The sequence below is a fragment of the Variovorax sp. KK3 genome (assembly GCF_001984055.1).
Classification (GTDB): domain Bacteria; phylum Pseudomonadota; class Gammaproteobacteria; order Burkholderiales; family Burkholderiaceae_C; genus Variovorax.
The window spans coordinates 25205-51654 of sequence record NZ_LYVO01000042.1; the positions used below are offsets into that span (position 1 = coordinate 25205).

Annotated in this window: 22 protein-coding genes; 12 read left to right on the top strand and 10 right to left on the bottom strand. The window is 67.9% G+C overall.

All coding sequences use genetic code 11. The features are described from left to right. Positions 1-19 precede the first annotated feature (19 nt). Both B0W80_RS19880 and B0W80_RS19885 read right to left on the bottom strand, forming a co-directional pair. Positions 20-793 (bottom strand): anti-sigma factor domain-containing protein, encoded by a 774-nt coding sequence (locus tag B0W80_RS19880; RefSeq protein ID WP_077000889.1) that lies wholly within the window; start codon positions 791-793, stop codon positions 20-22. Positions 794-806: 13 nt separating this feature from the next. Further along, positions 807-1382, bottom strand: a complete 576-nt coding sequence (locus tag B0W80_RS19885) for an RNA polymerase sigma factor (protein WP_179106979.1) — start codon at positions 1380-1382, stop codon at positions 807-809. 184 nt (positions 1383-1566) lie between these two features. On the opposite strand from B0W80_RS19885, the gene B0W80_RS19890 reads away from it, so the two are divergent. Together B0W80_RS19890 and B0W80_RS19895 are read left to right on the top strand one after the other, a co-directional pair. After that, on the top strand, positions 1567-2115 hold the full coding sequence (locus B0W80_RS19890) for a DUF3455 domain-containing protein (protein ID WP_077000891.1): 549 nt from the start codon (positions 1567-1569) through the stop codon (positions 2113-2115). A gap of 95 nt (positions 2116-2210) precedes the next feature. Then, a complete protein-coding gene (locus B0W80_RS19895; RefSeq protein ID WP_077000892.1) occupies positions 2211-3509 on the top strand; it encodes a tol-pal system YbgF family protein in 1299 nt (432 codons plus the stop codon). Between the two features lie 58 nt (positions 3510-3567). On the opposite strand, the gene B0W80_RS19900 is transcribed toward B0W80_RS19895, so the two are convergent. From B0W80_RS19900 to argH, 5 genes are all read right to left on the bottom strand, one after another. Continuing rightward, positions 3568-5034, bottom strand: a complete 1467-nt coding sequence (locus B0W80_RS19900) for a rhomboid family intramembrane serine protease (RefSeq protein ID WP_077000893.1) — start codon at positions 5032-5034, stop codon at positions 3568-3570. Between the two features lie 25 nt (positions 5035-5059). Further along, positions 5060-6433 carry a UDP-glucose/GDP-mannose dehydrogenase family protein gene (locus B0W80_RS19905; protein WP_077000894.1) on the bottom strand — a complete coding sequence of 458 codons (1374 nt, stop codon included), beginning with the start codon at positions 6431-6433 and terminating at the stop codon, positions 5060-5062. 4 nt (positions 6434-6437) lie between these two features. Next, positions 6438-7409 (bottom strand): UDP-glucuronic acid decarboxylase family protein, encoded by a 972-nt coding sequence (locus B0W80_RS19910; RefSeq protein WP_077000895.1) that lies wholly within the window; start codon positions 7407-7409, stop codon positions 6438-6440. Positions 7410-7462: 53 nt separating this feature from the next. Then, positions 7463-8305, bottom strand: coding sequence for a glycosyltransferase family 2 protein (locus B0W80_RS19915; RefSeq protein ID WP_077000896.1), 843 nt, complete (start codon positions 8303-8305; stop codon positions 7463-7465). A 167-nt stretch (positions 8306-8472) separates the two neighbouring features. Beyond that, a complete protein-coding gene (gene argH / locus B0W80_RS19920) occupies positions 8473-9870 on the bottom strand; it encodes an argininosuccinate lyase (RefSeq protein ID WP_077000897.1) in 1398 nt (465 codons plus the stop codon). Positions 9871-9923: 53 nt separating this feature from the next. On the opposite strand from argH, the gene B0W80_RS19925 reads away from it, so the two are divergent. The 3 genes from B0W80_RS19925 to B0W80_RS19935 are packed head-to-tail and all read left to right on the top strand — an operon-like array spanning position 9924 to position 13026. Further along, on the top strand, positions 9924-10994 hold the full coding sequence (locus tag B0W80_RS19925; RefSeq protein ID WP_077000898.1) for a sensor histidine kinase: 1071 nt from the start codon (positions 9924-9926) through the stop codon (positions 10992-10994). Continuing rightward, complete coding sequence (locus B0W80_RS19930; RefSeq protein ID WP_077000899.1) at positions 10991-11740, top strand: LytTR family DNA-binding domain-containing protein; 750 nt, start codon at positions 10991-10993, stop codon at positions 11738-11740. Before B0W80_RS19925 ends, B0W80_RS19930 begins: the two co-directional genes overlap by 4 nt. Beyond that, positions 11737-13026, top strand: coding sequence for an AI-2E family transporter (locus B0W80_RS19935; RefSeq protein WP_077000900.1), 1290 nt, complete (start codon positions 11737-11739; stop codon positions 13024-13026). Before B0W80_RS19930 ends, B0W80_RS19935 begins: the two co-directional genes overlap by 4 nt. 11 nt (positions 13027-13037) lie before the next feature. On the opposite strand, the gene B0W80_RS19940 is transcribed toward B0W80_RS19935, so the two are convergent. Beyond that, positions 13038-13934 carry a LysR family transcriptional regulator gene (locus tag B0W80_RS19940; RefSeq protein ID WP_077000901.1) on the bottom strand — a complete coding sequence of 299 codons (897 nt, stop codon included), beginning with the start codon at positions 13932-13934 and terminating at the stop codon, positions 13038-13040. Positions 13935-14041: 107 nt separating this feature from the next. Next, entirely contained in the window at positions 14042-16879 is a 2838-nt protein-coding gene (ppc, locus tag B0W80_RS19945) for a phosphoenolpyruvate carboxylase (RefSeq protein WP_077000902.1), read from the bottom strand. A 96-nt stretch (positions 16880-16975) separates the two neighbouring features. Here ppc and hemC point away from each other — a divergent pair, with 96 nt between their 5' ends. From hemC to B0W80_RS19980, 7 genes are all read left to right on the top strand, one after another. Beyond that, entirely contained in the window at positions 16976-17881 is a 906-nt protein-coding gene (gene hemC, locus B0W80_RS19950; RefSeq protein ID WP_077000903.1) for a hydroxymethylbilane synthase, read from the top strand. Between the two features lies 1 nt (position 17882). After that, positions 17883-18662, top strand: coding sequence for a uroporphyrinogen-III synthase (locus tag B0W80_RS19955; RefSeq protein ID WP_077000917.1), 780 nt, complete (start codon positions 17883-17885; stop codon positions 18660-18662). Beyond that, positions 18659-19735, top strand: coding sequence for a uroporphyrinogen-III C-methyltransferase (locus tag B0W80_RS19960; RefSeq protein WP_077000904.1), 1077 nt, complete (start codon positions 18659-18661; stop codon positions 19733-19735). Before B0W80_RS19955 ends, B0W80_RS19960 begins: the two co-directional genes overlap by 4 nt. Before the next feature lie 13 nt (positions 19736-19748). Beyond that, positions 19749-21032 carry a heme biosynthesis protein HemY gene (locus B0W80_RS19965; protein ID WP_077000905.1) on the top strand — a complete coding sequence of 428 codons (1284 nt, stop codon included), beginning with the start codon at positions 19749-19751 and terminating at the stop codon, positions 21030-21032. Between the two features lie 223 nt (positions 21033-21255). Then, positions 21256-22422 (top strand): polysaccharide biosynthesis/export family protein, encoded by a 1167-nt coding sequence (locus B0W80_RS19970; protein ID WP_256856632.1) that lies wholly within the window; start codon positions 21256-21258, stop codon positions 22420-22422. A 5-nt stretch (positions 22423-22427) separates the two neighbouring features. Then, positions 22428-22865 (top strand): low molecular weight protein-tyrosine-phosphatase, encoded by a 438-nt coding sequence (locus B0W80_RS19975; protein ID WP_077000918.1) that lies wholly within the window; start codon positions 22428-22430, stop codon positions 22863-22865. Continuing rightward, positions 22865-25114 (top strand): polysaccharide biosynthesis tyrosine autokinase, encoded by a 2250-nt coding sequence (locus B0W80_RS19980; protein ID WP_077000907.1) that lies wholly within the window; start codon positions 22865-22867, stop codon positions 25112-25114. Before B0W80_RS19975 ends, B0W80_RS19980 begins: the two co-directional genes overlap by 1 nt. Positions 25115-25214: 100 nt before the next feature. On the opposite strand, the gene B0W80_RS19985 is transcribed toward B0W80_RS19980, so the two are convergent. After that, a complete protein-coding gene (locus tag B0W80_RS19985; RefSeq protein WP_077000908.1) occupies positions 25215-26444 on the bottom strand; it encodes a glycosyltransferase WbuB in 1230 nt (409 codons plus the stop codon). Between the last annotated feature and the right edge of the window lie 6 nt (positions 26445-26450).

Below are 26450 nucleotides of genomic sequence, written 5' to 3' on the forward strand. Positions count from 1 at the left end.
CCCGGCACAGGCTGAGAGGCTAGAGGGTCTTTTCGATCAGGGCGCCCTTGAACAGCACCGGCCCGGTCGGGCCGCGCTCGCTGGGCACACCGCCGAGGGGCTCGAGGCTGACCGCCAGCGCCGGCACCGCGCGCACGTCGCCTTCCTGTGCCGGCAGGCGCAGCGCGGCATCGCGGCCCAGCACGCCGAGCGACCGTGGCGCACCGCCGGGCGGCAGGGCCCAGAGTTGCAGCGACTTGTCCTCGCCTTCGCGGTAGCCGCCCACGCGCTGCAGCGAGAGCTGTCGTTTTTTCGGATCGAAGGTCACCAGCATCGAGGCCGCGGCCTGGTCGTCCGACAGCACGGCCACGTATTGCACGGCCGGCGCGTTGCGCAACTGTTCGACGAGCTGGAATCCGACCACTGTCGCGATGACGGTGGCGAGCGCGCCGGCGGCCGCCGCACCGCGCCACAGCGCCAGGCTACGCAGCCAGCCGCCGGGCCCCGGGGCTGGTGAGGCGCCCGCGGCCGGCAAAGGTGTGGCCGTCGTACGCTGGCGCGCGATCGCGTCCTGCTCCTGCTCGGCGGCGATCATGTTGCGGATGCGCGTCCACACGGCCGGGTCGGGTGTCACGGACGATTGCAGCTCGGCCATGCTGGCCAGGCGGCTCTGCCAGACCAGCGCCGCGGCACGCACGGGTGCCTGCTCGCGCGCCAGCGACTCGAAGCGCCGGCGGGCGCCGCCGCGCAGGGTGCCGAGCGCATGGCTGGCGGCCAGCAGCTCGAGCAGTTCGGGGTGGGCGTGGAGATTCATGACAATGCCTCTCTCACGCAAATCGCTGCATGCAGCCGCGCAGCTTGTCCAGCCCGCGCCGGATCCAGGTCTTGACCGTGCCCAGCGGCAGCTTGAGCTGCTCGGCCAGCTCGCCGTGGCTGAGCTCGCGCAGGTAGGCCAGGCTCAGCACCTCGCGCTGCCGGCTCTCGAGCTGGCTCAAACACTGGTGCAGCGCCCAGGCCTGCTCGCTGGCATCGGCCGTGTCCATCGGATTGGCGGCGTCGGATTCGAAGGTGTCGGCCATCAGCTCGTCGAATTCCTGCGTGAGCTGGGCGCGGTCGGCGGTGCGGCGTCGCAGGAGGTCGAGCGCACGGCTGCGCACGATCAGCCCCATCCACGCCATTGGCGGGCTCAGCGTGGTGCGGTAGTCGCCGGCCACGCGCCAGATCGTGAGAAAGGCTTCCTGTAAAACGTCCTCGGCCCATTCGCGCTGGCGCAGCACTTTCATCGCCAGGCCGAAGAGTTTGGGAGAGGCTCGGTCGTAGAGCAGGCGCAGTGCGGTCTCGTCCCGACGGCCGACTCGGTCGATCAAGGCGGCCAATTCGGCATCGTGGCTGGTTGCGGACATGCGCGAATTGTGGAGCATCGTTCATCACATAGGCGGTACGGCCTGAAAGCGCAGGCGGATTCAACGGCCGAAAAAAGTTGAATCCGTTCGCGATCGCGGCGCGTAGCAACTATGGAGGCCGCCAATCCGCGAACAACAGCGTCCGCCTTCTTACGTCAACGAAGCAAACCGAAAGGACAGAACCATGTCACTCCGCACTCTCGGCGTCATCGCCGCCGCAGCCAGCCTCGCCGCCTGTTCCGGCATGGGCATGAACCAGCCCATGGCGTACTCGCAGGCCAGCCTTCCCGATCCCGTCAAGGTGCCCACGGGTCATCGCGTGGTGATGGAGACCGTCGGCGCAGGCGACATCACTTACGAATGCCGCGCCAAGGCCGATGCGGCTGGCCAGCACGAATGGGTGTTCGTCGGTCCCGATGCCAAGCTGATGGACCGTGCCGGCAAGCAGGTCGGCAAGTACTGGGGGCCGCCCGCCACCTGGGAAAGCATGGACGGCTCGAAGCTGACTGGCGCGCAGGTCGCAGTTGCACCCAACGGCACCGGCAACATTCCCTATCAGCTGGTCAAGGCCAACCCGGCGATGGGCAATGGCTCGATGACCGGCGTGAGCTACATCCAGCGCGTCGCCACCCGCGGCGGCACGGCACCTGCCATGGCCTGCGGCGCATCGTCGATGGGCCAGAAGCAAGTGGTGAAGTACCAGGCCGACTACATCTTCTACCGCCCGATGTGAGGCATGCTGCACGGCGGCGCGTCGCGGGCGTGCCCGCTGCATGCTGCCGTGCAACATCCTGAAACCTATACTGCGCGCTCCTCCTAGGAGCGTTCATGCAAGAGCCTGGAAGTCCTGCGCCTCGCCCGTTCTGGCATCGCCTGAACACCTTCTTCGCTTTTCCCTTCCAGCGCCAGCCGCTGGTCTACGCGCTGCTGCTGGCTGCATCGAGCCTGCTGATCCACCTGTTCTTCTTCCTGCCGCAGGTGCTGATGCTGCTGCTGGTGGAACTGGGCATCGTGCTGGCGGCCAGTCGATACGGCTTCAAGGTGATGGCGCTCGGCTCGCGCGGCATCGTGCGTGCCGCCGACTTCCCGCGCATGCTCGACGAAGAGTGGACGAACCTGCCCTGGAAGCTGTTCGGTCTGCTGCTGCTTCAGGGCGTGGTGGGCGGCTTCATCGGCGCGTGGAATCCGGCCTTGGGCTATGTCGCGCTGCTCGTGCTGTCCTTCACGCTGCCGGCCACCACCATGGTGCTGGTGCAGTCGGGCAGCTTCTGGCAGTCGCTGAATCCTGCGGTGGTGTGGGAGACCATGCGCGCCATCGGCTGGCCCTACGTGCTGCTGTGCTTCTTCCTGTTCCTGTTGAATTCAGGCGCACAGCTCGCCATCGTCATGCTGCTGCCGCTGGCCCGGGGCTGGATCGCGCTGCCGGCCTTCAACCTCGTGATGATCTACTTCGGCTGGGTCATGGCCAGTCTGCTGGGCTACGTGATGTACCAGAACCACGTTGCCCTGGGCATTGACCTGCTGCCAGGCGCCGGGGCCGACCAGCGCGAGCTCGACACCCGTACGCCCGCGCAGATCGCGCAGCAGCACACCGACGCCCTGGTCGCGCAGATGGTGACCGACGGCGACGTGGCCGGTGCGCTCGACCTGGCCTATGAAGACCAGCGCACGCAGCCCGAAGACCTGGCGGCCCACCGGCGCTATCACCGAGTGCTGCTGCTGGTGCCGGACAAGACCGCGACGCTGCTGTCGCATGCGCACGTGCTGATCGGCCTGCTGCTGGCGCGCGACCTCAACGCCGAAGCTCTGAAGGTCTACAACGCCTGCCGCGAGAAGGACAACGCCTTCGCACTCGACGATGCGGCGGGGACCATCGCACTCGCTCGTGCCGAATGGCGCAATGGCGAGGCGAAGGCTGCGCTGGCCCTGCTGCGGGGTTTCGACAAGCGCTTTCGGGGGCATGCCGCGATTCCTCAAGCCTATGAACTTGCAGCGCGCGTGCTGGTGCAGGGGCTCGGTCGGCGCGACATGGCGCAGCCGATTTTGACGACGCTCGAAACGCGCTATCCGGCCAGCGAGCAGACGCAGGAAGTGCGCTGGTTGCTGCGCGAAGTGCCGCAAGGTTGACCTGCGCAGGGGCGTTGGGTCTTGCTCCCTCTCCATCTGGGGGAGGGAATAAAAGTCCTTACGCCTTTTGAAGCATGCGCGTGACCATCGCATCCGGCGCCAGCTTCAACAAATGTGGCAGCCAGTGCATGGCCTGATCGCGCCGGCCCGCCTGCATCAGGCCGCCCGCGCACATCGACAAGGTTTCAGCAAGGTCCGGATGCTCCGGCGCCGTCTTCATCAAGGCCTGGCACAGACGTTCGGCATCCGAGAACTGCTGCGCACGCGTGAAGCGTCGCGCCAGCTGCGCCATGTCCTCGGGCCGAAGCCGGGCGCCAGGTTTGGCCTGGTCGAGGTAGGTCTTGTAGCTGGCGTGCTGCAGTTCCAGCGTGGCCGAGTCTTGTGGCTTCAGGCGGAAGATCCGCCGCGCCGCACGGTGGAAGTCCTCGCCGTCGGGCCAGAGCCTGGCGGTGTTGAACCAGGCGCGCAGCGTCTCGGCGTCGTCGGGTCGCAGCGCAGCGGCGGCGCGCCACTGGCCGCACGCCTCCTCGAATTTCATCGCGCTCGCCAGCCGCCGCGCCGCAGCCACGTGCTGCGCGAAGGCGTCGGGCGCGTGCTCGGCCGGCGCTTCGGGCAGCCGCAGCTGGCGATGACGCATCGCCACCGCCATCAGCAGCGCTCCGGTCAGCAGCCCGCCCAGGTGGGCCATGTAGGCAATGCCCTGTCCGCCCAGCAGGTGCTGCAGCAGCTCGTTGACGATCCACGCCGGCAGCAGGATCAGCGCCGGCGCGGTGACGTAGTTGAAATAGAAAAACAGCTGGTAGAAGAAGCGGATGCGCCGCAGCCGGTACATCACCGCATACATGCCCATCAAGGCCGACACCGCACCCGAGGCGCCCAGCCCGTAGCCGCCCTGGCCCGCATAGGCCCAGGCCGCCAGCACCGAGGCGCCGACCGCACCCAGCAGGTAGAAGCCGAGGTACAGGCTGCGCCCCAGCGCCAGCTCCACCGAAAAGCCGAACAGGAAGAGAAAAAGCATGTTGCCCAGCAGATGTCCGGTGCTGCCGTGCAGGAAGGCCGACGTGATCCAGGTCCAGGGCTTGGACTCGGCATCCTTGTCGTGGTCTTGCGACCAGCGGGTGGTGAAGGGCGCGGGCAGGCGGCTTTCGTAGTCCTGGCGGTCGCGCTTCCATGTCGCGTACTGCGGATGCGTGGGCCCGATCACCGCATCGGCATGCAGCCGTCGCTGGAAAGCCTGGTGCTGCTGCAGCGCTTCGAGCAAGGGCTCGACCTGGCCGCGCGCCAGCATGCGACGGGCGGCCGTTGCATGCGGCGAGCGCTTGTCCTGCAACCAGTCGACGAAAGCAGGCAGTTCCAGCGTCGGCAGGCTGCTCTTCGCGTAGAACTGCGCCGCGCGTTCCCGCGCTTTTTCTTCGGCGCGCTGCGGACCCCAGAACACCAGCATGTTCGCGAGGACCAGCAACAGCGTCACCCAGGGCGGATTACGCCAGCTGGGGCGGTTTTCGAGCGGTATCGCGTAGAACACGCGGCCTGGCGGCGGGCGGCCGCCCTCAGGCGCTGTTGCGGCCGATGCCCTGGTAGACCACGCCCGAGTCCTTCATCGAGCCCGGCTCGTAAAGGTTGCGGCCGTCGAAGATCACCGGCGTCTTCATCAGCGCCTTGAGGCGTTCGAGGTTGGGGCTGCGGTAGGCCTTCCACTCGGTGACGATGATCAGCGCATCGGCGTTGGCCAGCACTTCGAGCGGGTCCTTGGCCGAGGAATAGCTCATGCGTTCGAGCAGCCCGGGCGCATCGGCGAAGTCGAGCGCCAGCACGCGCTGGGTCTCTTCGACGGCGATCGGGTCGTGCGCCACCACCTTCGCGCCGGCACGCAGCAGCGCGTCGATGATCACGCGGCTGGGCGCCTCGCGCATGTCGTCGGTGTTGGGCTTGAAGGCCAGGCCCCAGAGCGCGAAGGTGCGTCCTTCGAGCTTGTCGCCGAAGCGCGCCAGCACCTTGTTGGTCAGGACGCGTTTTTGGTCTTCGTTGACCGCCTCGACCGACTCGAGCACGCGCAGGTTCTGCCCGTTGTCGCGGGCGATGCGGGTGAGGGCCTGGATGTCCTTGGGGAAGCAGCTGCCGCCGTAGCCCGTGCCCGCGTACAGAAAGCTGTAGCCGATGCGCGGGTCCGAGCCGATGCCCTGGCGCACCGATTCGATGTCGGCGCCCACGCGGTCGGCCAGGTTGGCCAGCTCGTTCATGAAGCTGATGCGAGTGGCGAGCATCGCGTTGGCCGCGTACTTGGTGAATTCGGCCGAGCGCACGTCCATGACGCGGGTGCGTTCGTGGTTGCGGTTGAAGGGGGCGTAGAGCTTGCGCATCCAGCCCAGCGCCTCGCGGCCGGGTTCGTCGTCCTTGTAGCCGATGACGATGCGGTCGGGCCGCATGAAGTCTTCGACCGCCGCGCCTTCCTTCAGGAACTCGGGGTTGCTGATGACCGAGAAGCGCAGGTCGGCGCGGCCGCGCGTGTCGAGCTCTTCCTGGATGGCAGCCGCGACCTTGTCGGCCGTGCCCACCGGCACGGTCGACTTGTCGACCACGACCTTGAAGCCTTCCATGTACCGGCCGATGTTGCGCGCGGCGGCCAGCACGTACTGCAGGTCGGCGCTGCCGTCTTCGTCGGGCGGCGTGCCCACGGCGATGAACTGCACGTCGCCGTGCGCCACCGAGGCTTCGATGTCGGTCGTGAAGTCGAGACGGCGCGCCGCCGCGTTGGACTCGACCACGTCGCTCAGGCCGGGTTCGTAGATGGGGATGCCCCCCGCCTTCAGCATGTCGATCTTGCGCGAATCCACGTCCGCGCAGAGCACGTTGTTGCCGATGTCGGCGAGGCAGGCGCCGGTGACCAGGCCGACGTAGCCCGTGCCGATGATGGTGATGTTCATGCGTTCAGCCTGCGGTGGATTCGGTGAGCAGCCCGTCGAAATAGGCGATGGTCTTCTTCAGGCCTTCGTCGAGCTGGGTCTGCGGTGCCCAGCCCCCAAGCTCTTTCTGTGCCAGGCTGATGTCGGGGCGGCGCTGCTTGGGGTCGTCCGCCGGCAGCGGCTGGCGCACCAGCTTGCTCTTGGAGCCGGTGATCTCGATGACCTTGTTGGCCAGCTCCAGCATGGAGAACTCGCCCGGGTTGCCGATGTTGATGGGGCCGGGGACCTCGTCGCCGGTGTTCATCATGCGCAGCATGGCTTCGACCAGGTCGTCGACGTAGCAGAAGCTGCGCGTCTGCTGCCCGTCGCCGTAGATGGTGATGTCCTGGCCCTTGAGCGCCTGGACGATGAAGTTCGACACCACGCGGCCGTCGGCCATGTGCATGCGCGGGCCGTAGGTGTTGAAGATGCGCACGACCTTGATGCGCAGCTTGTGCTGGCGGTGGTAGTCGAAGAACAGCGTTTCGGCGCAGCGCTTGCCTTCGTCGTAGCAACTGCGGATGCCGATCGGATTCACGCGGCCCCAGTACGCTTCGACCTGCGGGTGGATCTCGGGGTCGCCGTAGACCTCACTCGTCGAGGCTTGCAGGATCTTGGCGCGCACGCGCTTGGCCAGGCCCAGCATGTTGATGGCGCCGTGCACGCTGGTCTTGGTGGTCTGCACCGGGTCGTGCTGGTAGTGGATCGGCGAGGCCGGGCAGGCCAGGTTGAAGATCTCGTCCACCTCCACGTAGAGCGGAAAGGTCACGTCGTGGCGCATCAGCTCGAAGCGCGGATGGCCCAGCAGGTGCTCGACGTTGCGCTTGGTGCCGGTGAAGAAGTTGTCGACGCAGAGGACGTCGTGGCCCTGTTCGATCAGCCGGTCGCACAGGTGGCTGCCGAGGAAGCCGGCGCCGCCGGTGACCAGGACCTTCTTGGATTCGTTGTATTGCCGCATGCTGGGAGATCACTCCATAGGGAAATCGGTGGGGAGGCCCTGTCGCCAGGTCCTCAGTTCAGCCGCTGGGCGCTGCGCTGTTCGTACATCTTCGCGTCGACCAGCATGCGAAACCACAGTGCCTGGAAGAACGCGAAATAAAAGCCGGTGGTGCCGTCGAGGAAGCCGAGGCGGAAGATATAGCGGTAGATGAAATAGCTGAGCGAGCGCAGGCCGGTCGGGAGCTTGTAGTAGATCTCCTTGATGAACCGGGTGCGCTCGCGCGCGTCGCCCGTCAGTTTGGCCTGCAGAACGTTGTCGGCCGCCACGCGCGGGCCCAGCTTTTCCTTGGCCTCGGCATCGCTCCAGCGGTTGTGGCTGTTGATCCAGTCGGTAAGACGCTGCGAATTCTTGTCGTGCATGAAGCCTTCGATGCGGCCGGGCGTGACGCTTGCGATGAAGTGCTGGTCATACAACCGCGCCTCGCAGCGGCCCACTCCGGAGCGGAAAAGCCGCAAGTGCCACGGGTTGACGCCCGAAAAACGCAGCATCTTGCCCATGAAATAGTCGCGCCGGCGCAACATGTATGCCTCGTGCTTGCGCGGGCCGGCCAGCAAGGTGCGGATCTCGTCGACCGATTGGGCGTCGAGCACCTCGTCGGCGTCCAGGTGCAACTGCCAGCCGAACTGTGCCTCGAGCTGCGAAATCGCCCAGTTGCGCTGGTCGCTGTAATTGGAGAAGGCACGCTGCACCACGGTACAGCCCAGTTCTTCGAGGATGGCGACGGTGTCGTCCTTGGAAAACGAGTCCACCACGAACACGTTCGGGCTGACCTTCTTCGCCTGCGACACGGTCTCCCGGATGATCGCGGCGGAATTGAAGGTCAGGATGACGACGACGAGGGTGGGTTGTTCCATGGATTCGGGCGGCAACGTGGGTACTCGGAGCACAGGTTGCCGGGCACTTTGCTGCAATGCAATGCCAAACTTTAGCACTACAGTTTTACAAATCGCCACAATCCTGACGGCATATGCCGGGTAAACCCCAAATAGTTCTCAGGGGCCCGGAACGGGTGTCGAAGCGCCTACGCGAGCCTCGCGCGGTGGCGTTCGATCTGCTTGCGGACCTGGGCCGGGGCGGTGCCGCCGAGCACGTTGCGCGCATGCACCGAGCCGCGCAGGCTCAGCACGTCGTACACGTCCTTCTCGATCTTTGGGTGGAACGTCTGCAGCACGGCCAGCGGCAGCTCCGACAGGTCCACCTTGTGCGAGATGGCGGCCTTGACCGCATGGGCGACGGTTTCGTGCGCATCGCGGAAGGGCAGGCCCTTTTTCACGAGGTAGTCGGCCAGGTCGGTGGCGGTGGCGTAGCCGCGCAGTGCCGCGTTTTCCATCGGCTCGGGCTTGACGGTGATGCCGCCCACCATCTCCGCGAAGATGCGCAGCGTGTCCTTGAGCGTGTCGACGGTGTCGAACAGCGGCTCCTTGTCTTCCTGGTTGTCCTTGTTGTAGGCCAGCGGCTGGCCCTTCATCAGCGTGATGAGGCCCATCAGGTGGCCCACCACGCGGCCGGTCTTGCCACGCGCCAGTTCGGGCACGTCCGGGTTCTTCTTCTGCGGCATGATCGAACTGCCCGTGCAGAAGCGGTCGGCGATGTCGATGAAGCCGAAGGCCTGGCTGGTCCACAGCACCAGTTCTTCGCTGAGGCGGCTGATGTGCACCATCGCCAGCGCGGCGGCGGCGCTGAACTCGATCGCGAAGTCGCGGTCGCTCACCGCGTCGAGGCTGTTCTCGCACACCCCGTCCATGCCCAGCGTGCGTGCGACCAGTTCGCGGTCGAGCGGGTAGCTGGTGCCGGCCAGCGCGGCGGCGCCCAGCGGCAGCCGGTTGACGCGCCGGCGCACGTCCGTCATGCGCTCGGCGTCGCGCGCGAACATCTCGACGTAAGCCAGCATGTGATGTCCGAAGGTCACGGGTTGCGCCACCTGCAGGTGGGTGAAGCCGGGCAGGATGACCTCGGCGTTCTTCTGCGCGATGGCCAGCAGCGACTTCTGCAGGTCGACCAGCAGTCCGCCGATCAGGTCGATTTCGCCGCGCAGCCACAGCCGAACGTCGGTGGCGACCTGGTCGTTGCGGCTGCGGCCGGTGTGCAGCCGCTTGCCGGCATCGCCGACCAGTTGCGTGAGCCGGGCCTCGATGTTGAGGTGCACGTCTTCGAGCTCGAGCTTCCAGTCGAACTTGCCGGACTCGATCTCGCCGCGAATCTGCGTCATGCCGCGCTCGATGGCGGCGTGGTCGTCCTTGCCGATGACGCCCTGCTGGGCGAGCATGGCCGCGTGCGCCAGCGATCCCTGGATGTCGGCCTGCCACAGCCGCTTGTCGAAGAACACGCTCGCGGTGTAGCGCTGCACCAGGTCGCTCATCGGCTCGGAAAACAGCGCGGACCAGGCTTCGGATTTCTTGTCGAGTTGGTTGTGGGTCATGGGGTGTGAACCGGTTGGGAGGCAATAATGGGTTTGCACCCGATGTCTTCTTGATGCGAAGCCCATCGATTTTATCGACCACCCCTGCACCGACCGCCGCGTCGCGCTCCCGCGCGACCGCGTCCGCACGCGCCGGTGCCGCGCTCTTCGATGCCTGCCATATCGGCGTGGTGCTGCGTGCGGTGATCTTCGTCGAGGCGGTGGTGGCGGTCGCCACGCTGTTCCTGGCGTCCACGCCGGCCGAGTGGTTGATGCTGATGGCCACCGTGACTGGCGGCGCATTGCCGGCCGTGCTGCTGTGGCTGCTGGCGGCCTGCGGACTCAAGAAGCTGCTGGGCCGTCTGCCGCGCAGCGCGCAGTACGGCGCCGGCGCGCTGCTGGGGTCGCTCTCGGCGCTCTACGGCTGCGGCCTGCTGCGCTTGACGGGCGCGGTGGGCAGCGCGCCGTGGATCGCCAGCGCCCTGGCCGGCGCGATGTTCGCGGCGCTGCTGATGGCGGCACTCGTGTTGCGCGCGCGCGGCCAGACGCCAGCTGCCATGACGGCGCGGCTCGAAGAGCTGCAGTCGCGCATCCGGCCGCACTTTCTCTTCAACACGCTCAACAGCGCCATCGCGCTGGTGCGCGACGAGCCGGCCAAGGCCGAAGCGATGCTGGAAGACTTGGCCGAACTCTTTCGCCGCGCTCTGGCCGACGCGGGCGAGGCCGTCACGCTGGCCGACGAGATCGCGCTGGCCGAGCGCTACCTCGCCATCGAGCAGGTGCGCTTCGGCGAGCGGCTGCGCATCCGCTGGGACGTCGACCCCGCGGCCAATGGCGCACGCCTGCCTGCGCTCTTGCTGCAACCCCTGGTGGAGAACGCCGTCAAGCACGGCGTAGAGCCCAGCCCCGACGGCGCGAAGATCCGCATCCGCACCGAGCGGCGCGGCAGCATGGTGGTGATCGAGGTGCTCAACAGCCTGCCGCCGCTGCGCTGGGCCGACGAGCCGCTGCCGCGCGGCCACGGCATCGCCTTGGGCAACGTGCGCGACCGGCTGCGCTTGCTGCACGACGTGCAGGCGCAGTTCAGCGCCGGCCTGGACCAGGACACCTACCGCGTGCGCATCGCGATTCCTGCGGAAATATGAGCCTTCTCAGAACCCTGATCGTCGACGACGAAACCTTGGCCCGCTCGCGTCTTCGCACGCTGTTGTCGGACTGCCGAACACCCGGAGCGGAGGTGGTGGCCGAGGCCGCGAACGGCGCCGACGCGCTGGCGCGGCTGCTCACGACCGACGTCGACCTGGTGCTGCTCGACATCCACATGCCGGGGCTCGACGGCATCGAGCTGACGCGCAGGCTGCGCGAGCGCGGCAGCGCGCCGGCCGTGGTATTCGTCACCGCGCATGCGGCACATGCCGTCACGGCCTTCGAACTGGAGGCGGTCGACTACCTGACCAAGCCGGTGCGGGCCGAGCGGCTGCAGCAGGCGCTGCAAAAAGCCGAGCGCTTTCTGCGCGATCGGCGAATTCCGACACCGGACGCCCCACAGGACGTGCTATTGATCCAGGACCGCGGCCGCACGGAGCGGGTGCTGGTGTCGGAGGTGCTCTATCTCAAGTCCGAATTCAAATACCTCACGGTTCGCACCGCGGCACGCAGCCACATCTACGACGGCTCGCTGGCCGAACTGGAGGAGCGCTACCCTGCGCGCTTCGTGCGCGTGCACCGCAACGCGCTGGTGGCGCGCCAGGCCATCCGTGCTCTCGAAAAGTACGACGACGGCGAAGACGCGGAGGGTTGGGCGCTTCGGCTCGACGGCATTCCGGAGCCGGTGGTGGTGTCCCGCCGCCAGTTGCCGGCCGTGCGAGAGGTGCTCAAGGAACCCCGATGAACGATGACCCTCCGCAGCCCGCCGCGGCTTCAGCTGCACCCCCACCTGCATCTGCTACCGGAGCAGCGCCCGCTTCTCCGTCGACCGAGGCACCGGCCGCGCCACCCCTGACACCCGAGCAGGAAAAGACGGTGGCGGCCGCCGCAGCCGCCGCTGCCGCCGAGGCGATGGAGCCCGAACGCGTGCTGCTGCACATGCCGGTCGACGTCCGCAGCGTCGCGCTGGTCGTGCTCAGCGTGCTGGGCGTGATCTTCATGCTGCATTGGGCCAAGGCGGTGTTCGTGCCGCTGATGCTGAGCCTGCTGCTGACCTATGCGTTGGAGCCGCTGGTCGGAACGCTCGAGAAATGGCGCATCTCGCGCTGGATCGGCGCCGGCCTGATCCTGCTGGCCATTGGCGGAGGCTTCGGCTGGACCGGCTACAAGCTGTCGGGCAGCGCCTCGGAACTGCTCGACTCGCTGCCGGTGGCGGCGCAGAAGTTGCGCGTCGCCATGCGCAGCGGCAGCCGCGCCAGCGACCCGAGCGCGCTCGACACCGTGCAGAAGGCGGCCGCGCAGCTGGAGCAGGCGGCCAACGAGAACTCGGCCCGGGTCGCCTCGCAACGCGGCGTGGCGCGCGTGGTTATCGAGCGCCAGCCCTTCAACGTGCGCGACTACCTGTGGAGCGGCACGGTCGGCTTGCTCGGCGCGGCGGGGCAGCTGACGCTCGTGGCGTTCCTGACCTACTTCGCGCTCGGCACGGGCGACACCTTCAGGCGCAAGCTCGTGAAGATCACCGGCCCCAGCCTGCAGAAGAAGAAGATCACGGTGCACGTGCTGGACGACATCACGCAGCACATCGAGCGCTACCTGCTGGTGCAGATCCTCACCAGTGCGCTCGTCGGGGTGGCCACTGGCCTGACCTTCTGGGCCATCGGGCTCGAGAACGCCGCGGTGTGGGGCATCGTCGCGGCCGTGACCAACCTCATCCCCTACATCGGCTCGGTGATCGTGATGGCGGCTGCGGGGCTGGTCGCCTTCCTGCAGTTCAGCACCATCGAAATGGCCTTGCTGGTCGGCGGCAGCTCGCTGCTGATCCACACGCTGGTGGGCAACCTGCTGGTGCCCTGGCTCACCAGCCGCACCAGCCGCATGAACCCGGTCGCCGTGTTCGTCGGCGTGATCTTCTGGGGCTGGCTCTGGGGCATCTGGGGCCTGCTGCTGGGCATTCCGATCATGATGGTCGTCAAGGCCATCTGCGACCGCGTGGAAGACCTGCAGCCCATCGGCGAGCTGCTGGGCGACTGACGCCAACGCTGCTACGCCGGGTACTTCTTCGCGATGCGCGTCTGCAGAAAATCGAGCAGCGCCTTCAACGCGGCGCTGTTGTGGCGCCGCTGCAGGTAGGCGGCCGACAGCCATACGTCGTTGCGAACGAAGTCCTGCAGCGCGGGCACCAACTCGCCGTGGTCGATGTGCGGCTGCACCATCAGCGCAGGCAGGTACACCACGCCGAAGCCCATCATCGCCACCTGCACCAGCGGCGCGCCTTCGCTGGCATCCATGCGGCTCTTGACCGGCACGTCCAGCGGCTTGCCGTCTACCTCGAACATCCAGTGCGGATGGGTGCCGAAGCGCGAGAGCGACAGGGCATCGTGCTGCGCCAGCTCGGCGGGATGCGTGGGCATGCCGCGCTTCTTCCAGTAGAGCGGCGAGGCGCAGACTACCATGCGGGGCTTGGCGAGCTTGCGCACGATCAGGTTGTCGTCGGTGATCGGGCCGAAGCGAAGCGCCAGGTCGATGCCTTCCTCGGCCAGATCGACCAGCTCGGCGCTCAGGTGCAGGCTGATGGTCACCTCGGGGTAGTGCCCCATGAATTCGCCGAGCAGTCGGGGCAGGTCGCCCTGGCCCATGCCCTGCGGCGCCGAGATGCGCAGCCGGCCGGTCGGGCGGGTGGCGTGCTCCTGCAGCTCGGCCTGGGTGAGCTCGATCAGGTCCATCACGCCCTTGCTGCGCTCCAGTAGCAGGGCGCCGGCATCGGTCAGGCTGACGGAGCGGGTCGAGCGGTTGAGCAGGCGCACGCCGAAGCGGCTTTCGAGCTCCGCCACGTACTTGCTCACGCTCGCCTTCGACATGTCGAGGCGGCTGGCGGCACGCGAGAAGCTGCCGTGCGCAGCCACCTCGCGGAAGGTCTTGATGAGGTCGAGGCTGTCCATGTCAGGCGCTCATTGTGCTGCGACTTCGTGGCGTGGGCGGCACTCGGCCCGGTTTCCGCTCGCCAGTGCTTCGAGCTCGCTAACCGCGAGCTGAAGACCCGGCCGCCTCAGCCCGTGTTCCGCAGCCCGGCCGCCACGCCGTTGATCGACATGTGGATGCCGCGCTGCACCCGCTCGTCGTCCTGCTGGCCGCCGCGCCAGCGGCGCATCAGCTCGACCTGCAGGTGGTGCAGCGGATCGATGTACGGGAAGCGGTGGCGAATGGAGCGCTGCATGTCGGCATTGCCCTCGAGCCGCTGCTTGGCGCCGGTGATCAGGTTGAGCGCGTCGGAGGTGCGGTGCCATTCGGCGTCGATCATCGCGAACACCTTCTGGCGGAGCTTGCGGTCTTCCACCAGCTCGGCGTAGCGCGAGGCCAGCGCCAGGTCGCTCTTGGCCAGCACCATGTCCATGTTCGACAGCAGTGTGCTGAAGAAGGGCCACTGGGCGTACATGCGCTGCAGCAGCGCCTGCCTTTCCTTGCGGGCGGATGCGCCGCCGGCCGAGGACAGGAATTTCTCGATAGCCGAGCCGAAGCCGTACCAGCCCGGCAGCGTGAGCCGGCACTGGCCCCAGCTGAAGCTCCACGGCACGGCGCGCAAGTCTTCGATGCTGCGATTCGGGTTGCGCGAGGACGGGCGCGAGCCGATGTTCAGCTCGGCGATCTCGCGGATCGGCGTGGCGCCGAAGAAGTAGTCGCCGAAGCCGGGTGTTTCGTACACCAGCGCGCGATAGGCGGCCATGCTGGCGGCCGACAGTTCGGCTGCCGCGGCGAGGAAGGGGGCCGGTGCAGCCTTGGCGGCCGGCAGCAGCGTGGCCTCGAGCGTGGCGGCGACCAGCGTTTCGAGATTGCGCCGGCCGATCTCGCGGTTGGCGTACTTGGAGCCGATCACCTCGCCCTGCTCGGTCAGGCGAATCTGGCCGCGCACCGTGCCCGGGGGCTGCGCGAGGATGGCCTGGTAGCTCGGGCCGCCGCCGCGCCCGACCGTGCCGCCGCGTCCGTGGAACATGCGAAGCCGGATCGGGGTCTTCTCTTTCTTGTTCAGCTCGTCGAACAGCGCCACGAGCTGCGTGCCCGCGCGATAGAGCTCCCAGTTGCTCGTGAAGATGCCGCCATCCTTGTTGCTGTCGCTGTAGCCGAGCATCACGTCCTGCTCGCCGCCCGAACGCTGCACCAGCGCCTGGATGCCGGGCAGCGCATAGAAGGCGCGCACGATGGGCGCGGCGTTGCGCAAGTCCTCGATGGTTTCGAAGAGCGGCACCACGATCAGGTCGCAGGTGGCGTTGTCGTCCAACGTGCCGCGCAGCAGCCCGACTTCTTTCTGCAGCAGCAGCGCTTCCATCAGGTCGCTCACCGTCTCGGTGTGGCTGATGATGTAGTGGCGGATCGCGGCCGCGCCGTAGCGTGCGCGGGCCGTGCGCGCGGCCTTGAAGATGGTCAGCTCGCTTTGCGTCAGCGGCGAGTACGTGGCGTCGGGCACACGCAGCGGGCGGGCCTCGTCGAGCAGGCGCAGCAGCAGCGTCTGCTTCGCCTCTTCGGGCAGCGCCGCGTAATCGGGCTCGATGCGCGCCGCGGCCAGCAGTTCGGCCACCACGGCCTCGTGCTTGTCGGAGCTCTGGCGCAGGTCCACCGTCGCAAGATGAAAACCGAACACCTCGACCGCGCGGATCAGCGGGCCGAGGCGTTGGCCGACCAGCGATGCGCCGTGCTTGTCCTGCAGCGATTCTTCGATGGTGCGCAGGTCTGCCAGCAACTCCTGCGCATTGGGGTAGGGGTTCTGCGGCGCCACCGCGTGGCGTGCCGCCTCGCCGCCGGTCAGCTCGCGCAGCGTGGCCGCCAGGCGCGAATACATGCCGGTGAGGGCGCGGCGATAGGGCTCGTCCTGCCGATGCTCGCTGTGGTCGGGCGAGCGCTCGGCCAGGGCCTGCATCTCCACCGACACGTCGACCAGTGTGGCCGACAGCGAAAGCTCGCCGCCGAGGAAGTGGATCTCGGTCAGGTAGTAGCGCAGCGCCAGCTCGGCCTGGCGGCGCATCGCGTATTCGAGGCTCTCGGCCGTCACGTTGGGATTGCCGTCGCGGTCGCCGCCGATCCATTGGCCCATCCGCAGGAAGGGCGCGATGTCGGACTGGCCCAGCGCCTGCTCCAGCTCGGCGTAGACGCGCGGGATTTCGCGCAGGAAGGTGGCCTCGTAGTAGCTCAGCGCGTTCTCGATCTCGTCGGCCACGGTGAGCTTCGAGAAGCGCAGCAGGCGCGTCTGCCACAGCTGCGTGACGCGAGAACGCATGCGGCGCTCGTTCTCGGCATGCGCCTGCGGCGTCAGTGCGTCCTTGGTGCCGGCGAACACCTGCTGGCGCAGCTTGATGTCGTCGCGTTCGGTCAGAAGCTGGGCGATGGCGCGCTCGGCATCGAGGATGCTTTTGCGCTGTACTTCGGTCGGGTGCGCCGTGAGCACCGGTGACACATAGCTGTGCGCCAGCGATTCCACCACCGCCGCAGGCGCGATGCCGGCCTTGCGGATGCGTGCGAGCGCCACTTCGAGGCTGCCCGCCGCGCTTTCGCCGGCGCGCTCGGCCTCGGTGCGTCGGCGGATCTGGTGGCGGTCTTCCGCCAGGTTGGCCAAGTGGCTGAAGTAGGTGAAGGCGCGAATGACGCGCACCGTTTCGGCGGCGCTCAGGCCCTTGAGCAGGTTCTTCAACGCCCGGTCGGCGGCGTGGTCGGCATCGCGCCTGAAGGACACCGACAGCGTGCGGATCTTCTCGACCAGCGCGAAGGCTTCCTCGCCTTCCTGCTCTCGGATCACGTCGCCGAGGATGCGGCCCAGCAGGCGGATGTCGTCGATCAGCGGTTGCTCGTCGCTGTCCTTGCGCCTGGATGCAGGCGCGGAAGTGGGGCTGCTTTTCATTCGACGATCTCCTCGTTGTAGCCGGTCGGCGCCGACGTTGCTGCGTTGCAACAATGCTAGCATTCCCGCGACCTCCCAACGTTACGGAAACGGCCCTTGAGCAACATCGTGATCGCCACGCGCGAAAGCCGCCTGGCACTGTGGCAGGCCGAGCATGTGCAATCCCTCCTGCAGCGGGCCGGGCACACGGTCGACCTGCTGGGCATGACCACCCGCGGCGACCAGATCCTCGACCGCTCCCTGTCCAAGGTCGGCGGCAAGGGCCTGTTCGTCAAGGAACTCGAATTGGCGCTCGAGGAAGGGCGCGCCGACATCGCGGTGCATTCCCTGAAAGACGTGCCGATGGACCTGCCCGAAGGTTTCGCGCTGGCCTGCGTGCTCGAGCGCGAAGACCCGCGCGACGCCCTGGTGTCGCCGCACCACGCCTCGCTCGACGCGCTGCCGCAGGGCGCGGTGGTCGGCACGTCGAGCCTGCGCCGCGTGGTGCTGCTGCGCGCGCTGCGGCCCGACCTGCGCATCGAGCCGCTGCGCGGCAACCTCGACACCCGGCTGCGCAAGCTCGACGAAGGCCAGTACGACGCGATCGTGCTGGCCGCGGCCGGCCTCAAGCGCCTGGGCCTAGAAAGCCGCATCCGCGCCGTGTTCGAACCCGAGGCCATGCTGCCGGCGGCGGGGCAGGGCGCGCTCGGCATCGAGATCCGGTCCGGCCGTGCCGACCTGCTGGCGCTGCTGGCGCCGCTCGCAAGCCGCCCCGACGCGCTGGCCACCGCGGCCGAGCGCGCGGTGAGCCGAGCCATGGGCGGCAGCTGCTCGATGCCATTGGCTGCGCACGCACGCTGGCAGGGCGGCGACAGCCTGCGCATCGACGCCGCCTGGGGCGACCCCGATGGCGCCGCGACGCTGGTTCGCGTGCATGCGTTGGGCGACGTGGCCGAGCCGGCGCAGGCCGCGGCGCTCGGCGAGCATGCCGCCCGGCTGCTGCAGGCCGCGGGCGCCCACTGAGATGCCGGCGGCACGGGTGATCGTCACCCGCCCCGTCCGTGAGGCGGCGCGCTGGATCGAACTGCTGCGCGGCGCCGGCGTGGATGCCCAGGCCTTGCCCCTGATCGAGATCGCGCCCGTGATCGACACTGCGGCCCTGGAAGACGCGCGACGCGCAGTCTCTGCTTCCGGCTATGCAGCCCTGATGTTCGTGAGCGCTGCGGCCGCAACGCATTTCTTCGAAGGCAGCGGCCCGCTCGCATCCGGCCTTCAGGCGCGCTGCTGGGCCACCGGCCCCGGCACCGTGCGTGCATTGGCGCAGGCAGGCGTGCCGCCGACATGCATCGATGCGCCGGGCGACGATGCGGCGCAGTTCGATTCGGAAGCGCTGTGGGCTCGCGTGAGTGCGCAAATTGGCGCAGGCGTGCGGGTGCTGATCGTTCGGGGTGGCGACGCGGCGGGCCAGGCCACTGGCCGCAGCTGGCTGGCGCGCGAGGTCGCTGCGGCCGGCGGCAACTGCGACACGGTGGTGGCCTACCGCCGCCTCGCCGCGCCGTTGGATATACCAGGGCGCGCGCTGGCCGAGCAGGGTGCACGCGGCGAGGCACTCTGGCTCTTCACCAGCTCCGAGGCCATCGGCCATCTGCGCGACGCGCTGCCTGGCCGGGACTGGGCCGCGGCGCGGGCGATCGCCACCCACCCGCGCATTGCGGAAGCCGCGCGTGGCGCGGGTTTCGGGACGGTGCGCACCTCTTCGCCCGAGTCGGCCGCGCTGATCGCGTCGATAGAATCCTTCGCATGAGCGACGCCTCCGTCTTGAATGAAACCGTGCAGGATCCGGCGGTGCGCGCACCGGTGCCGGTGCCCTTGCAGGTGGCGCCGCCGCACGCAGCCCTCCTTTCGAAGATCCTGCTCGGCATCCTGGCCGGTGCCGCGCTGCTGGCGCTGGTGGCTGCACTGGTGCTCTGGCAAAAGGTCGACGGCATGCAGGAGCAGCTGGCGCGTCAGAGCGCCGATGCGATGTCGCAATCGATGGAGGCGCGCACCCTCGCACGCCAGGCGCAAGAGACCGTGCGCGACACGGCCGCGCGGCTCGCCCTCAACGAAACCCGCGTGGCCGAAGTCGCGCTGCAGCGCTCGCAGCTCGAAGAACTGATGCAGAGCCTGTCGCGCTCGCGCGACGAGAACCTGGTCGTCGACGTCGAAGCCGCGGTGCGCCTCGCCCTGCAGCAGGCGCAGGTCACGGGCAACGTGCAGCCGCTCCTGGCAGCACTCAAGGCCGGCGAACTGCGCGTCGCACGTGCCGCCCAGCCGCGGCTCGCACCGCTGCAGCGGGCCCTGCAACGCGACGCCGACCGCCTGCGTGCCGGCGCCAGCGCCGACATCGGCGAAGCGCTGCAGAAGCTCGACGACCTGGTGCGCATGGTCGACGAACTGCCGCCGCTCAATGCCGTAGCCACCCGGGGCGCCGGCCTCAACCCCTGGCAGGCCGAGCCGATTCCGGCCGATGCACCGTGGTGGCAGCGTGCCTTGCTCTCGGTGCGCAACGAGGCGCGCCAGTTGCTGCGCGTGGGGCGCATCGACCGGCCCGAGGCCGTGCTGCTGTCGCCCGACCAGACCTTCTTCCTGCGCGAGAACCTCAAGCTGCAGTTGCTCAACGCACGTCTTGCGCTGCTGTCGCGTCAGGTGGACAGCACGCGCAGCGAGCTGGCCACCGTCTCGGCCTCGCTCAACCGCTATTTCGACCCCGCCTCGCGCCGCGTGCAGTCCGCCGCCACCTTGCTGCAGCAGCTTCAGTCGCAGATCAAGACCAGCGAGCCGCCGCGCATCGAGGAGACGCTGGCCGCGCTCACGACGGCGGCGGCGGGGCGCTAGGCAGGCGACCGGGATGCGCGCTGCTTTGTGGTTCCTGGCCCTGTTCGCCATCGCGGCGGCGGTGGCGCTGTTCGCCGGCAACAACCAGGGCACCATCACCGTCTTCTGGCCGCCGTGGCGGGTCGATCTTTCGCTCAACCTCACGCTGCTGATCCTGCTCGCGGCCTTCGTCTTGATGCACGTGGCCTTGCGCGCGCTCGCGGCGCTGTTCTCGCTGCCGCGCCAGGCGCGGCAATGGCGCCTGCAGCAGAAAGAGCGCTCGGTGCATGCCGCGCTGCTCGACGCGCTGGTGCAGCTGATGGCCGGGCGCTTCGCGCGCTCGCGCAAGGCGGCGCAGGCGGCGCTTGTCCAGGAGCGCACGCTGTCCGCGCTCGACGCACAGCTGCCGCAGGCCCAGCAGATCAGGGTGCTGGCGCACCTTCTCGCCGCGGAGAGCGCCCAAGCGCTGCAAGACCGCCCGGCGCGCGATGCGCATCTTCAACAGGCGCTCAACGAAAGCGCCGAGCGGGCGGCGCTCGCCAGTCCCGAAACGCGCGAGGGCGTGCAATTGCGTGCGGCCCGCTGGGCGCTCGACGACCGCGATGCCCCGGCCGCGCTGGCACGACTCGAAGAACTGCCCCAGGGTGCGCAGCGCCGCACGCTCGCGCTGCGCCTGCGGCTCAAGGCCGCGCGCCAGGACCGGCGCACGTTGGAGGCGCTCGAGACCGCGCGGCTGCTGTCGAAGCACCGCGCCTTTTCGGACGCCGCGGCGCAGAGCATCGTGCGCGGGCTGGCTACCGAGCTGGTCACGAGCGCGCACGATTCGGCGCAGCTGCTGCGGGCCTGGGGCGAACTCGAGCCCGTCGAGCGCGAGATGCCCGAGGTCGCCATCCACGCGGCGCAGCGCATGGTGGCGCTGCGTGGCGATCTGACGCTGGCGCGTGCCTGGTTGCTGCCGGTGTGGGACCGGATGGTCGAACAGCCGCGCAGCCTGGGCGAGTCGTTGCGCGTCAGGCTGGTGCGCGCTCTCGAGGCCGGGCTCGATTCGGTGGATGCCGAATGGCTGGCGCGCATCGAAGCAGCGCAGCGCAACGACCCGCGGGACGCCAACCTGCAGTACCTGGCCGGCATGGCCTGCATGAAGCGCCAGCTTTGGGGGAAGGCGCAACAACTTCTCACGCATGCGGGGCTGGCGTTACAAGATCCGGGCTTGCATCGACGCGCATGGCAGGCGCTGGCACAACTGGCGGAAGCTCGCGACGACACAGATCAGGCCTCTGCAGCCTGGAAGCGCGCCGCTCAGACGGAAAACCCCTAAAGAGTGGTATTCCTCTTGGCGGAAGCTATCTTTTTGATAGCTCGTGAGGGTCTGTTCATGCGGATTCTGGCGTGTAGGAGCATGCTTACCCGGCATTACTTCACGCCCGATTACTCTGCCCAACGCTCTAGGCCAAGAAACAATTTGGCCCCGGGCGCCATGTGCGGTACAGTCGTAACTGTTTGCAAAAGTATTCATTCAGGGTCATGACTCGGAGTTGGGTTTGAAACGTTTTCTCTTACATACCACTTTGCTCGCCTCGGTAGGGCTGCTGTTACAAGCGTGTGCCCCGCTGGCGCCCGGCTTCCGGTCAGCCAGCAACGATGCGGCCATCGCGGTGTCCCCTTCGGGCTTCAATACCCCGGACACCGATCCTCCGCCGCCCGGCGCGATCACGTCGATCACGCCCGAGCTGATACAGAAGCAGCGGGCTGCCGTCGGCCACAACGTTCCCGCGGAGGTGCGGGCGCTGATGGGCGAAGCGCCGGTCTACCAGATCGGCGCTGGCGACGTGGTTGGCATCGTGGTCTACGACCATCCGGAAATCGTGTTCAGCGGCATCCCGGCCACCACGGTCGCGGACCCGTCGAGCGTGTCGCCCGCACCCGGCTTCATCGTGTCGAACACGGGCCACATCAGCTTCCCCTACGTCGGGCAGCTCAAGGTCGACGGCATGACGGTGCAGGAGCTCGAAACGACGCTCGTGCGCCGTCTGTCGCGCGTGTTCAAGGATCCACAGCTCAGCGTTCGCGTGGTGGCCTTCCGGAGCAAGCGCGCCTACATCGAAGGCGACGTCCGCGCGCCGGGCCTGCTGGTCTTCACCGACATTCCGATGACGCTGGCCGAGGCGCTGAACCGCGCCGGCGGCGTGGCGCCCACCGGTGACCGGTCGAGCCTGGTGCTGACCCGCGACGGCAAGACCATCCCGCTCGACCTGATGAGCATGGCCGAAGCCGGGATCGATCCGACCCGCATTCCGCTGAAGTCGGGCGACATGCTGATGGTGCGCAACCGCGACGAGAGCAAGGTCACCGTGATGGGCGAGGTCACCGTGCAGACGGGCGTGCTGATGCGCAACGGCCGGCTCAGCCTGAACGACGCGTTGACCGAGGTCGGCGGCATCAGCCTCACCACCGCCAACCCGCGGCAGATCTACGTGATCCGCAACGAGACGAACGGCCTGTCGATCTTCCACCTGGATGCGCGCACGCCGACCGCGATCGCCATGGCCAACGGCTTCGCCTTGAGAGCCAAGGACGTGGTGTACGTCGACCCGGTTCCGCTGGTTCAGTGGAACCGCGTGCTGAGCCTGGTGCTTCCGACCGCTGCGACCGCGACCGTCTATCGCGATCTGGGTACACGCAGTGGCGGCAGCGGAGGCGGACGATAGTGACCATTCGCAACGTCCTCGTCGTGTGTGCCGGCAACATCTGCCGCAGTCCGATGGCCCAGGGCCTGATGGCGGCATCGCTTCCGGACCACAACGTCGCCTCGGCCGGCCTGGAGGCGATGGTCGGGCGGCCGGCCGATCCCACCGCCCGCGAGCTGCTCGAACAGCGCGGCATCCGCATCGACCAGCACCGCGCGCAGCAGATCAACCTCGACCTGTGCCAGCGTGCCGACCTGATCCTGGTGATGGACCGCGAGCAGAAGCGTGCGATCCAGGACCGCTATCTCTTCGCTGCCGGCAAGGTGTTCCGCCTTTGCGAGTTCAGCGACGAGGACGTGCCCGACCCGTACCGCGCGCAGCGCGATGTCTTCGAGCGCTCGCTCGCGCTCATCGAGGGTGGCGCCAGCCAGTGGGCCCAACGCATTTCTAGAGTATCCAGTTGATGACTTCCACAATCCTTCCCAAGACAAATCCCTCCCCGGCGAGCGCGGCGGACGAGGAGGACCTCGACCTCGGGCGTTATGTCGACGTCCTGCTCTCGAACAAGTGGCTGATCGCAGCGATCACGCTGGTGGTGTTCGTGATCGGCGCGACCTACGCCTTTCTCGAGCGCCCTGTCTACGAGTCGAACATGGTCGTGCAGGTGGAAGACACCGAGACCGGCGGCAAGGGCATCCTCAGCGAGGCCGGCGGCCTGGTCGATGTCAAGACGCCCGCCACCGCCGAGATCGAGATCATCCGTTCGCGCATGATCGCCGGCCAGGCGGTGGAAGCGACCAAGCTCTACATCGTGACGGGCCCGCGCTACGTGCCCTACATCGGCGGCTGGCTGGCGCGGCGCGCCAATGGCCTCTCGGACCCGGGCTTCCTCTGGCTCGACGGCTACGTGTCCGGCACCGAGCGCATCGCGGTGTCGCAGTTCGACGTGCCCAGCCGGTTGGAAGGTGGCCTGTTCACCGTGACCGCCAAGGCCGGCAACCAGTACACGCTGGACTTCCCGGGCATGCAGCAGCTCACCGGCACGGTCGGGTCGGTGCTGAAGGCCGACACGGCAGAAGGCCCGATCACGCTGAAGGTCGACACGCTCGCCGGCAAGCCGGGCGCGCTGTTCAACCTGTACCGCTACGGCAAGCTGCCGACCACGGTCGGCCTGCAGTCCAGCCTGGTGCTCACCGAGCGCGGCAAGAACTCCGGGATCATCAACGTGTCGCTGCAGGACACCGACCCGTTCAAGCTCACGCGCGTGCTCAACGCCGTGGGTGACCAGTACGTCCAGCAGAACATCGAGCGCAAGGCGGCCGAGGCGCAGAAGACGCTGGCTTTCCTCGACGTGCAGCTGCCGCTGTTCAAGAAACAGCTGGAGGCTTCCGAAGAGGTCTACAACCGTTACCGCAACCAGAAGGGCACCGTGGCCTTCGGCGAAGAAGCGGCGCTGATCCTCGGCCAGTCGGTCGACCGCCAGACCAAGTTGCTGGATGCACAGCAGCGCCGCCGCGAGCTGGAAGCGCGCTTCACCTCGGCTCACCCGTCCGTGCAGACGCTGGACAACCAGATCGCGGCCTACCGGTCCGACATGAGCGCCATCCAGGAGCGCATCAAGGGCCTGCCTGCCATTCAGCAGGAAGCGGTGCGCATGGAGCGCGACGTCAAGGTCAACACCGAGCTCTACCAGTCGCTGCTCAACAACTCGCTGCAACTGCGCCTGGTGAAAGAGGGCAAGGTGGGCAACGTTCGCGTGCTCGACGAGGCCGTGGTGCCCACGCAGCCCATCAAGCCGAACCGCAAGGTGATCATCGCCGCGGCGCTGGCCCTGGGCCTGTTCCTCGGCATCGTGGCGGCCTTCATCCGCAACTCCTTCGTCGAGCAGCGGCTGCGCGATCCGCACGAGGTCGAGGCCGACACGGGCCTGCCGGTGTTCTCGAGCATTCCGCTGAGCCCGTCGCAGGCCGCGATCGCCAAGCGCCGCCTGAGCGGTGCCACCGGCGTGCGCCTTTTGGCCATCGAGAACCCCGACGATCCTGCCGTGGAAAGCCTGCGCAGCCTGCGCACGGCCATGCAGTTCGCGATGCTGGAGTCGCCGAACAACCGCGTGCTGATCAGCGGCCCCACGCCGGGCGTCGGCAAGAGCTTCGTGACGGCCAACTTCGCGGCGCTGATGGCCGCGGCCGGCAAGCGCACGCTGCTGATCGACGCCGACCTGCGGCGCGGCCACACCCACCAGTACTTCGGGCTGCAGCGCCATGGTGGCCTGTCGGAACTGATCGCCGGTTCGTTGACCGTGCAGCAGACCGTTCACCGCCAGGTGGTTCCCAACCTCGACTTCCTGGCCACCGGCCAACTGCCGCCCAACCCGGCCGAACTGCTGGTGTCGGATTCGTTCAAGACCACGCTGGAGCGGCTGTCGGAGCAATACGATCTGGTGGTCATCGACACGCCGCCGGTGCTGGTGGCGGCCGACACGTCGACGGTGGCGATGCATGCCGGCACGGTGCTGCTGGTGGCGCGGGCTGACCAGTCGACCATGGGCGAGCTGCGCGAAAGCACCCGTCGCCTGGCGATGGGCGGCAAGGCCGCGACCGGTGTGCTGCTCAACGCCATGGACATCGGGCGCCGCAGCTTCGCGCCTTACAAGTACGGGCGCTACCGCTACACGAGCTACAACTACGAGAGCATCCTGCCGGAAGAGCAGTGATCTCGGAGTCGACCGGTCGATGCTTCGACCGGTCGATCACGAACAAAAGCAAAACAAAAAGCCGGGGCAACCCGGCTTTTTGTCGTTCGTGGTTCGGCGATCAGCGCCGGGCGGCCACGCAGGCCAGCAGGTCGCGCTCGAACTGGCCCAGCACCGCGTCCCGATCGAAGCGTGCTTCGGCCACTGCGCGCGCCTTGATGCCGAGCTCGCGCCGCCGCTCGGGCTGCGAGGCCAGCGACAGCACGGCGTCTGCGAAGGCGCGGGGGTCGTCCGGCGCCACGGCGATGCCGCATTCGGCTGTGACCTGGCCGAGTTCGGTTTCGGGGCGCGCGCCGGCCACCACGGGGCGGCCGCTGCTGAGCATGCCGGTGAGCTTGGACGGCATCACCAGGTCGGCCGCGTCGGCCCGCTGCGGCAGCAAGTGGATGTCGGCCAGGCCCAGCAGGTCGCCGAGGCGTTCCACGGGCTGCAGGTCGAGAAAGCGCACGTTGGCCATCGATTCGCAGCGCTTCATCAGGTCGGCGCGGCCGGCGCCGTTGCCGCAGAACACGAACTCCAGGTTCGGCTGGTCCCGCAGCATCAGGGCCATGTCGGCCAGCAGCTCGAGGCCCTGCTTGGCGCCCATGTTGCCGGAATAGAGCGCCACCACGGCATCGGGCCGGATGCCCAGTTCGGCGCGGAAGGGGCTCGGGCCTTGCAAGGGCTGGATGGCGGATACGTCGGCCCAGTTCGGCAGCGAAACCAGTCGCGCATCTTCGGTGCCCTTGGTGCGTGCGCGCTCGATCATGCGCTGGGAGATGGTCGAGATGCGGTCGAAGCGCGCCATCAGCCAGCGCTCGGCAGCTGCGACGAAGTTGCGTGTGCGCGCGCCCTTCAGCAGGCCCAGGTCGAAGGCGGCATCCACCTCGTAGTCCTGGATGTGCAGCCACGCCTTGGCGGAGCGAAGCCGCGCGAAGGCGAGCGCGCCGGGCGTGCAGAAGAGCGGAGGCTCGGTCACCCACACCACGTCGGGCTTCCAGTGCCACTGGGCGAGCAGGGCGGGAATGCTGGACAGCGCGAAGCTCGCCAGGTGGATCAGCCGCTTCGTGCCAGTGACCTTCTTCGGCACCCACAGTGGCGTTCGAATGACCTGGGCGCCTTGCCATTCGTGCTGCACGTAGCGGCCTGCGTGGTAGCCGGGCCAGACCTTCCAGTCGGGGTAATAGGGCGGGGCAGTCACCACGCGCACCTCGTGACCGCGTGCGGCAAGCCAGGCGACCATCTCGCCCGTGTACTTGCCGATGCCGGTGAGTTCCGGTGCGAAGTTGATGCCGTAGACGAGCAGTTTCATAAGGGG

Bases quoted from the DNA above. Each gene is read 5' to 3' on its own strand.
- B0W80_RS19880 (WP_077000889.1), bottom strand. From the start codon at position 793: ATGAATCTCCACGCCCACCCCGAACTGCTCGAGCTGCTGGCCGCCAGC.
- B0W80_RS19885 (WP_179106979.1), bottom strand. From the start codon at position 1,382: ATGTCCGCAACCAGCCACGATGCCGAATTGGCCGCCTTGATCGACCGA.
- B0W80_RS19890 (WP_077000891.1), top strand. From the start codon at position 1,567: ATGTCACTCCGCACTCTCGGCGTCATCGCCGCCGCAGCCAGCCTCGCC.
- B0W80_RS19895 (WP_077000892.1), top strand. From the start codon at position 2,211: ATGCAAGAGCCTGGAAGTCCTGCGCCTCGCCCGTTCTGGCATCGCCTG.
- B0W80_RS19905 (WP_077000894.1), bottom strand. From the start codon at position 6,433: ATGAACATCACCATCATCGGCACGGGCTACGTCGGCCTGGTCACCGGC.
- B0W80_RS19910 (WP_077000895.1), bottom strand. From the start codon at position 7,409: ATGCGGCAATACAACGAATCCAAGAAGGTCCTGGTCACCGGCGGCGCC.
- B0W80_RS19915 (WP_077000896.1), bottom strand. From the start codon at position 8,305: ATGGAACAACCCACCCTCGTCGTCGTCATCCTGACCTTCAATTCCGCC.
- argH (WP_077000897.1), bottom strand. From the start codon at position 9,870: ATGACCCACAACCAACTCGACAAGAAATCCGAAGCCTGGTCCGCGCTG.
- B0W80_RS19925 (WP_077000898.1), top strand. From the start codon at position 9,924: ATGCGAAGCCCATCGATTTTATCGACCACCCCTGCACCGACCGCCGCG.
- B0W80_RS19930 (WP_077000899.1), top strand. From the start codon at position 10,991: ATGAGCCTTCTCAGAACCCTGATCGTCGACGACGAAACCTTGGCCCGC.
- B0W80_RS19935 (WP_077000900.1), top strand. From the start codon at position 11,737: ATGAACGATGACCCTCCGCAGCCCGCCGCGGCTTCAGCTGCACCCCCA.
- B0W80_RS19940 (WP_077000901.1), bottom strand. From the start codon at position 13,934: ATGGACAGCCTCGACCTCATCAAGACCTTCCGCGAGGTGGCTGCGCAC.
- ppc (WP_077000902.1), bottom strand. From the start codon at position 16,879: ATGAAAAGCAGCCCCACTTCCGCGCCTGCATCCAGGCGCAAGGACAGC.
- B0W80_RS19955 (WP_077000917.1), top strand. From the start codon at position 17,883: ATGCCGGCGGCACGGGTGATCGTCACCCGCCCCGTCCGTGAGGCGGCG.
- B0W80_RS19960 (WP_077000904.1), top strand. From the start codon at position 18,659: ATGAGCGACGCCTCCGTCTTGAATGAAACCGTGCAGGATCCGGCGGTG.
- B0W80_RS19965 (WP_077000905.1), top strand. From the start codon at position 19,749: ATGCGCGCTGCTTTGTGGTTCCTGGCCCTGTTCGCCATCGCGGCGGCG.
- B0W80_RS19980 (WP_077000907.1), top strand. From the start codon at position 22,865: ATGACTTCCACAATCCTTCCCAAGACAAATCCCTCCCCGGCGAGCGCG.
- B0W80_RS19985 (WP_077000908.1), bottom strand. From the start codon at position 26,444: ATGAAACTGCTCGTCTACGGCATCAACTTCGCACCGGAACTCACCGGC.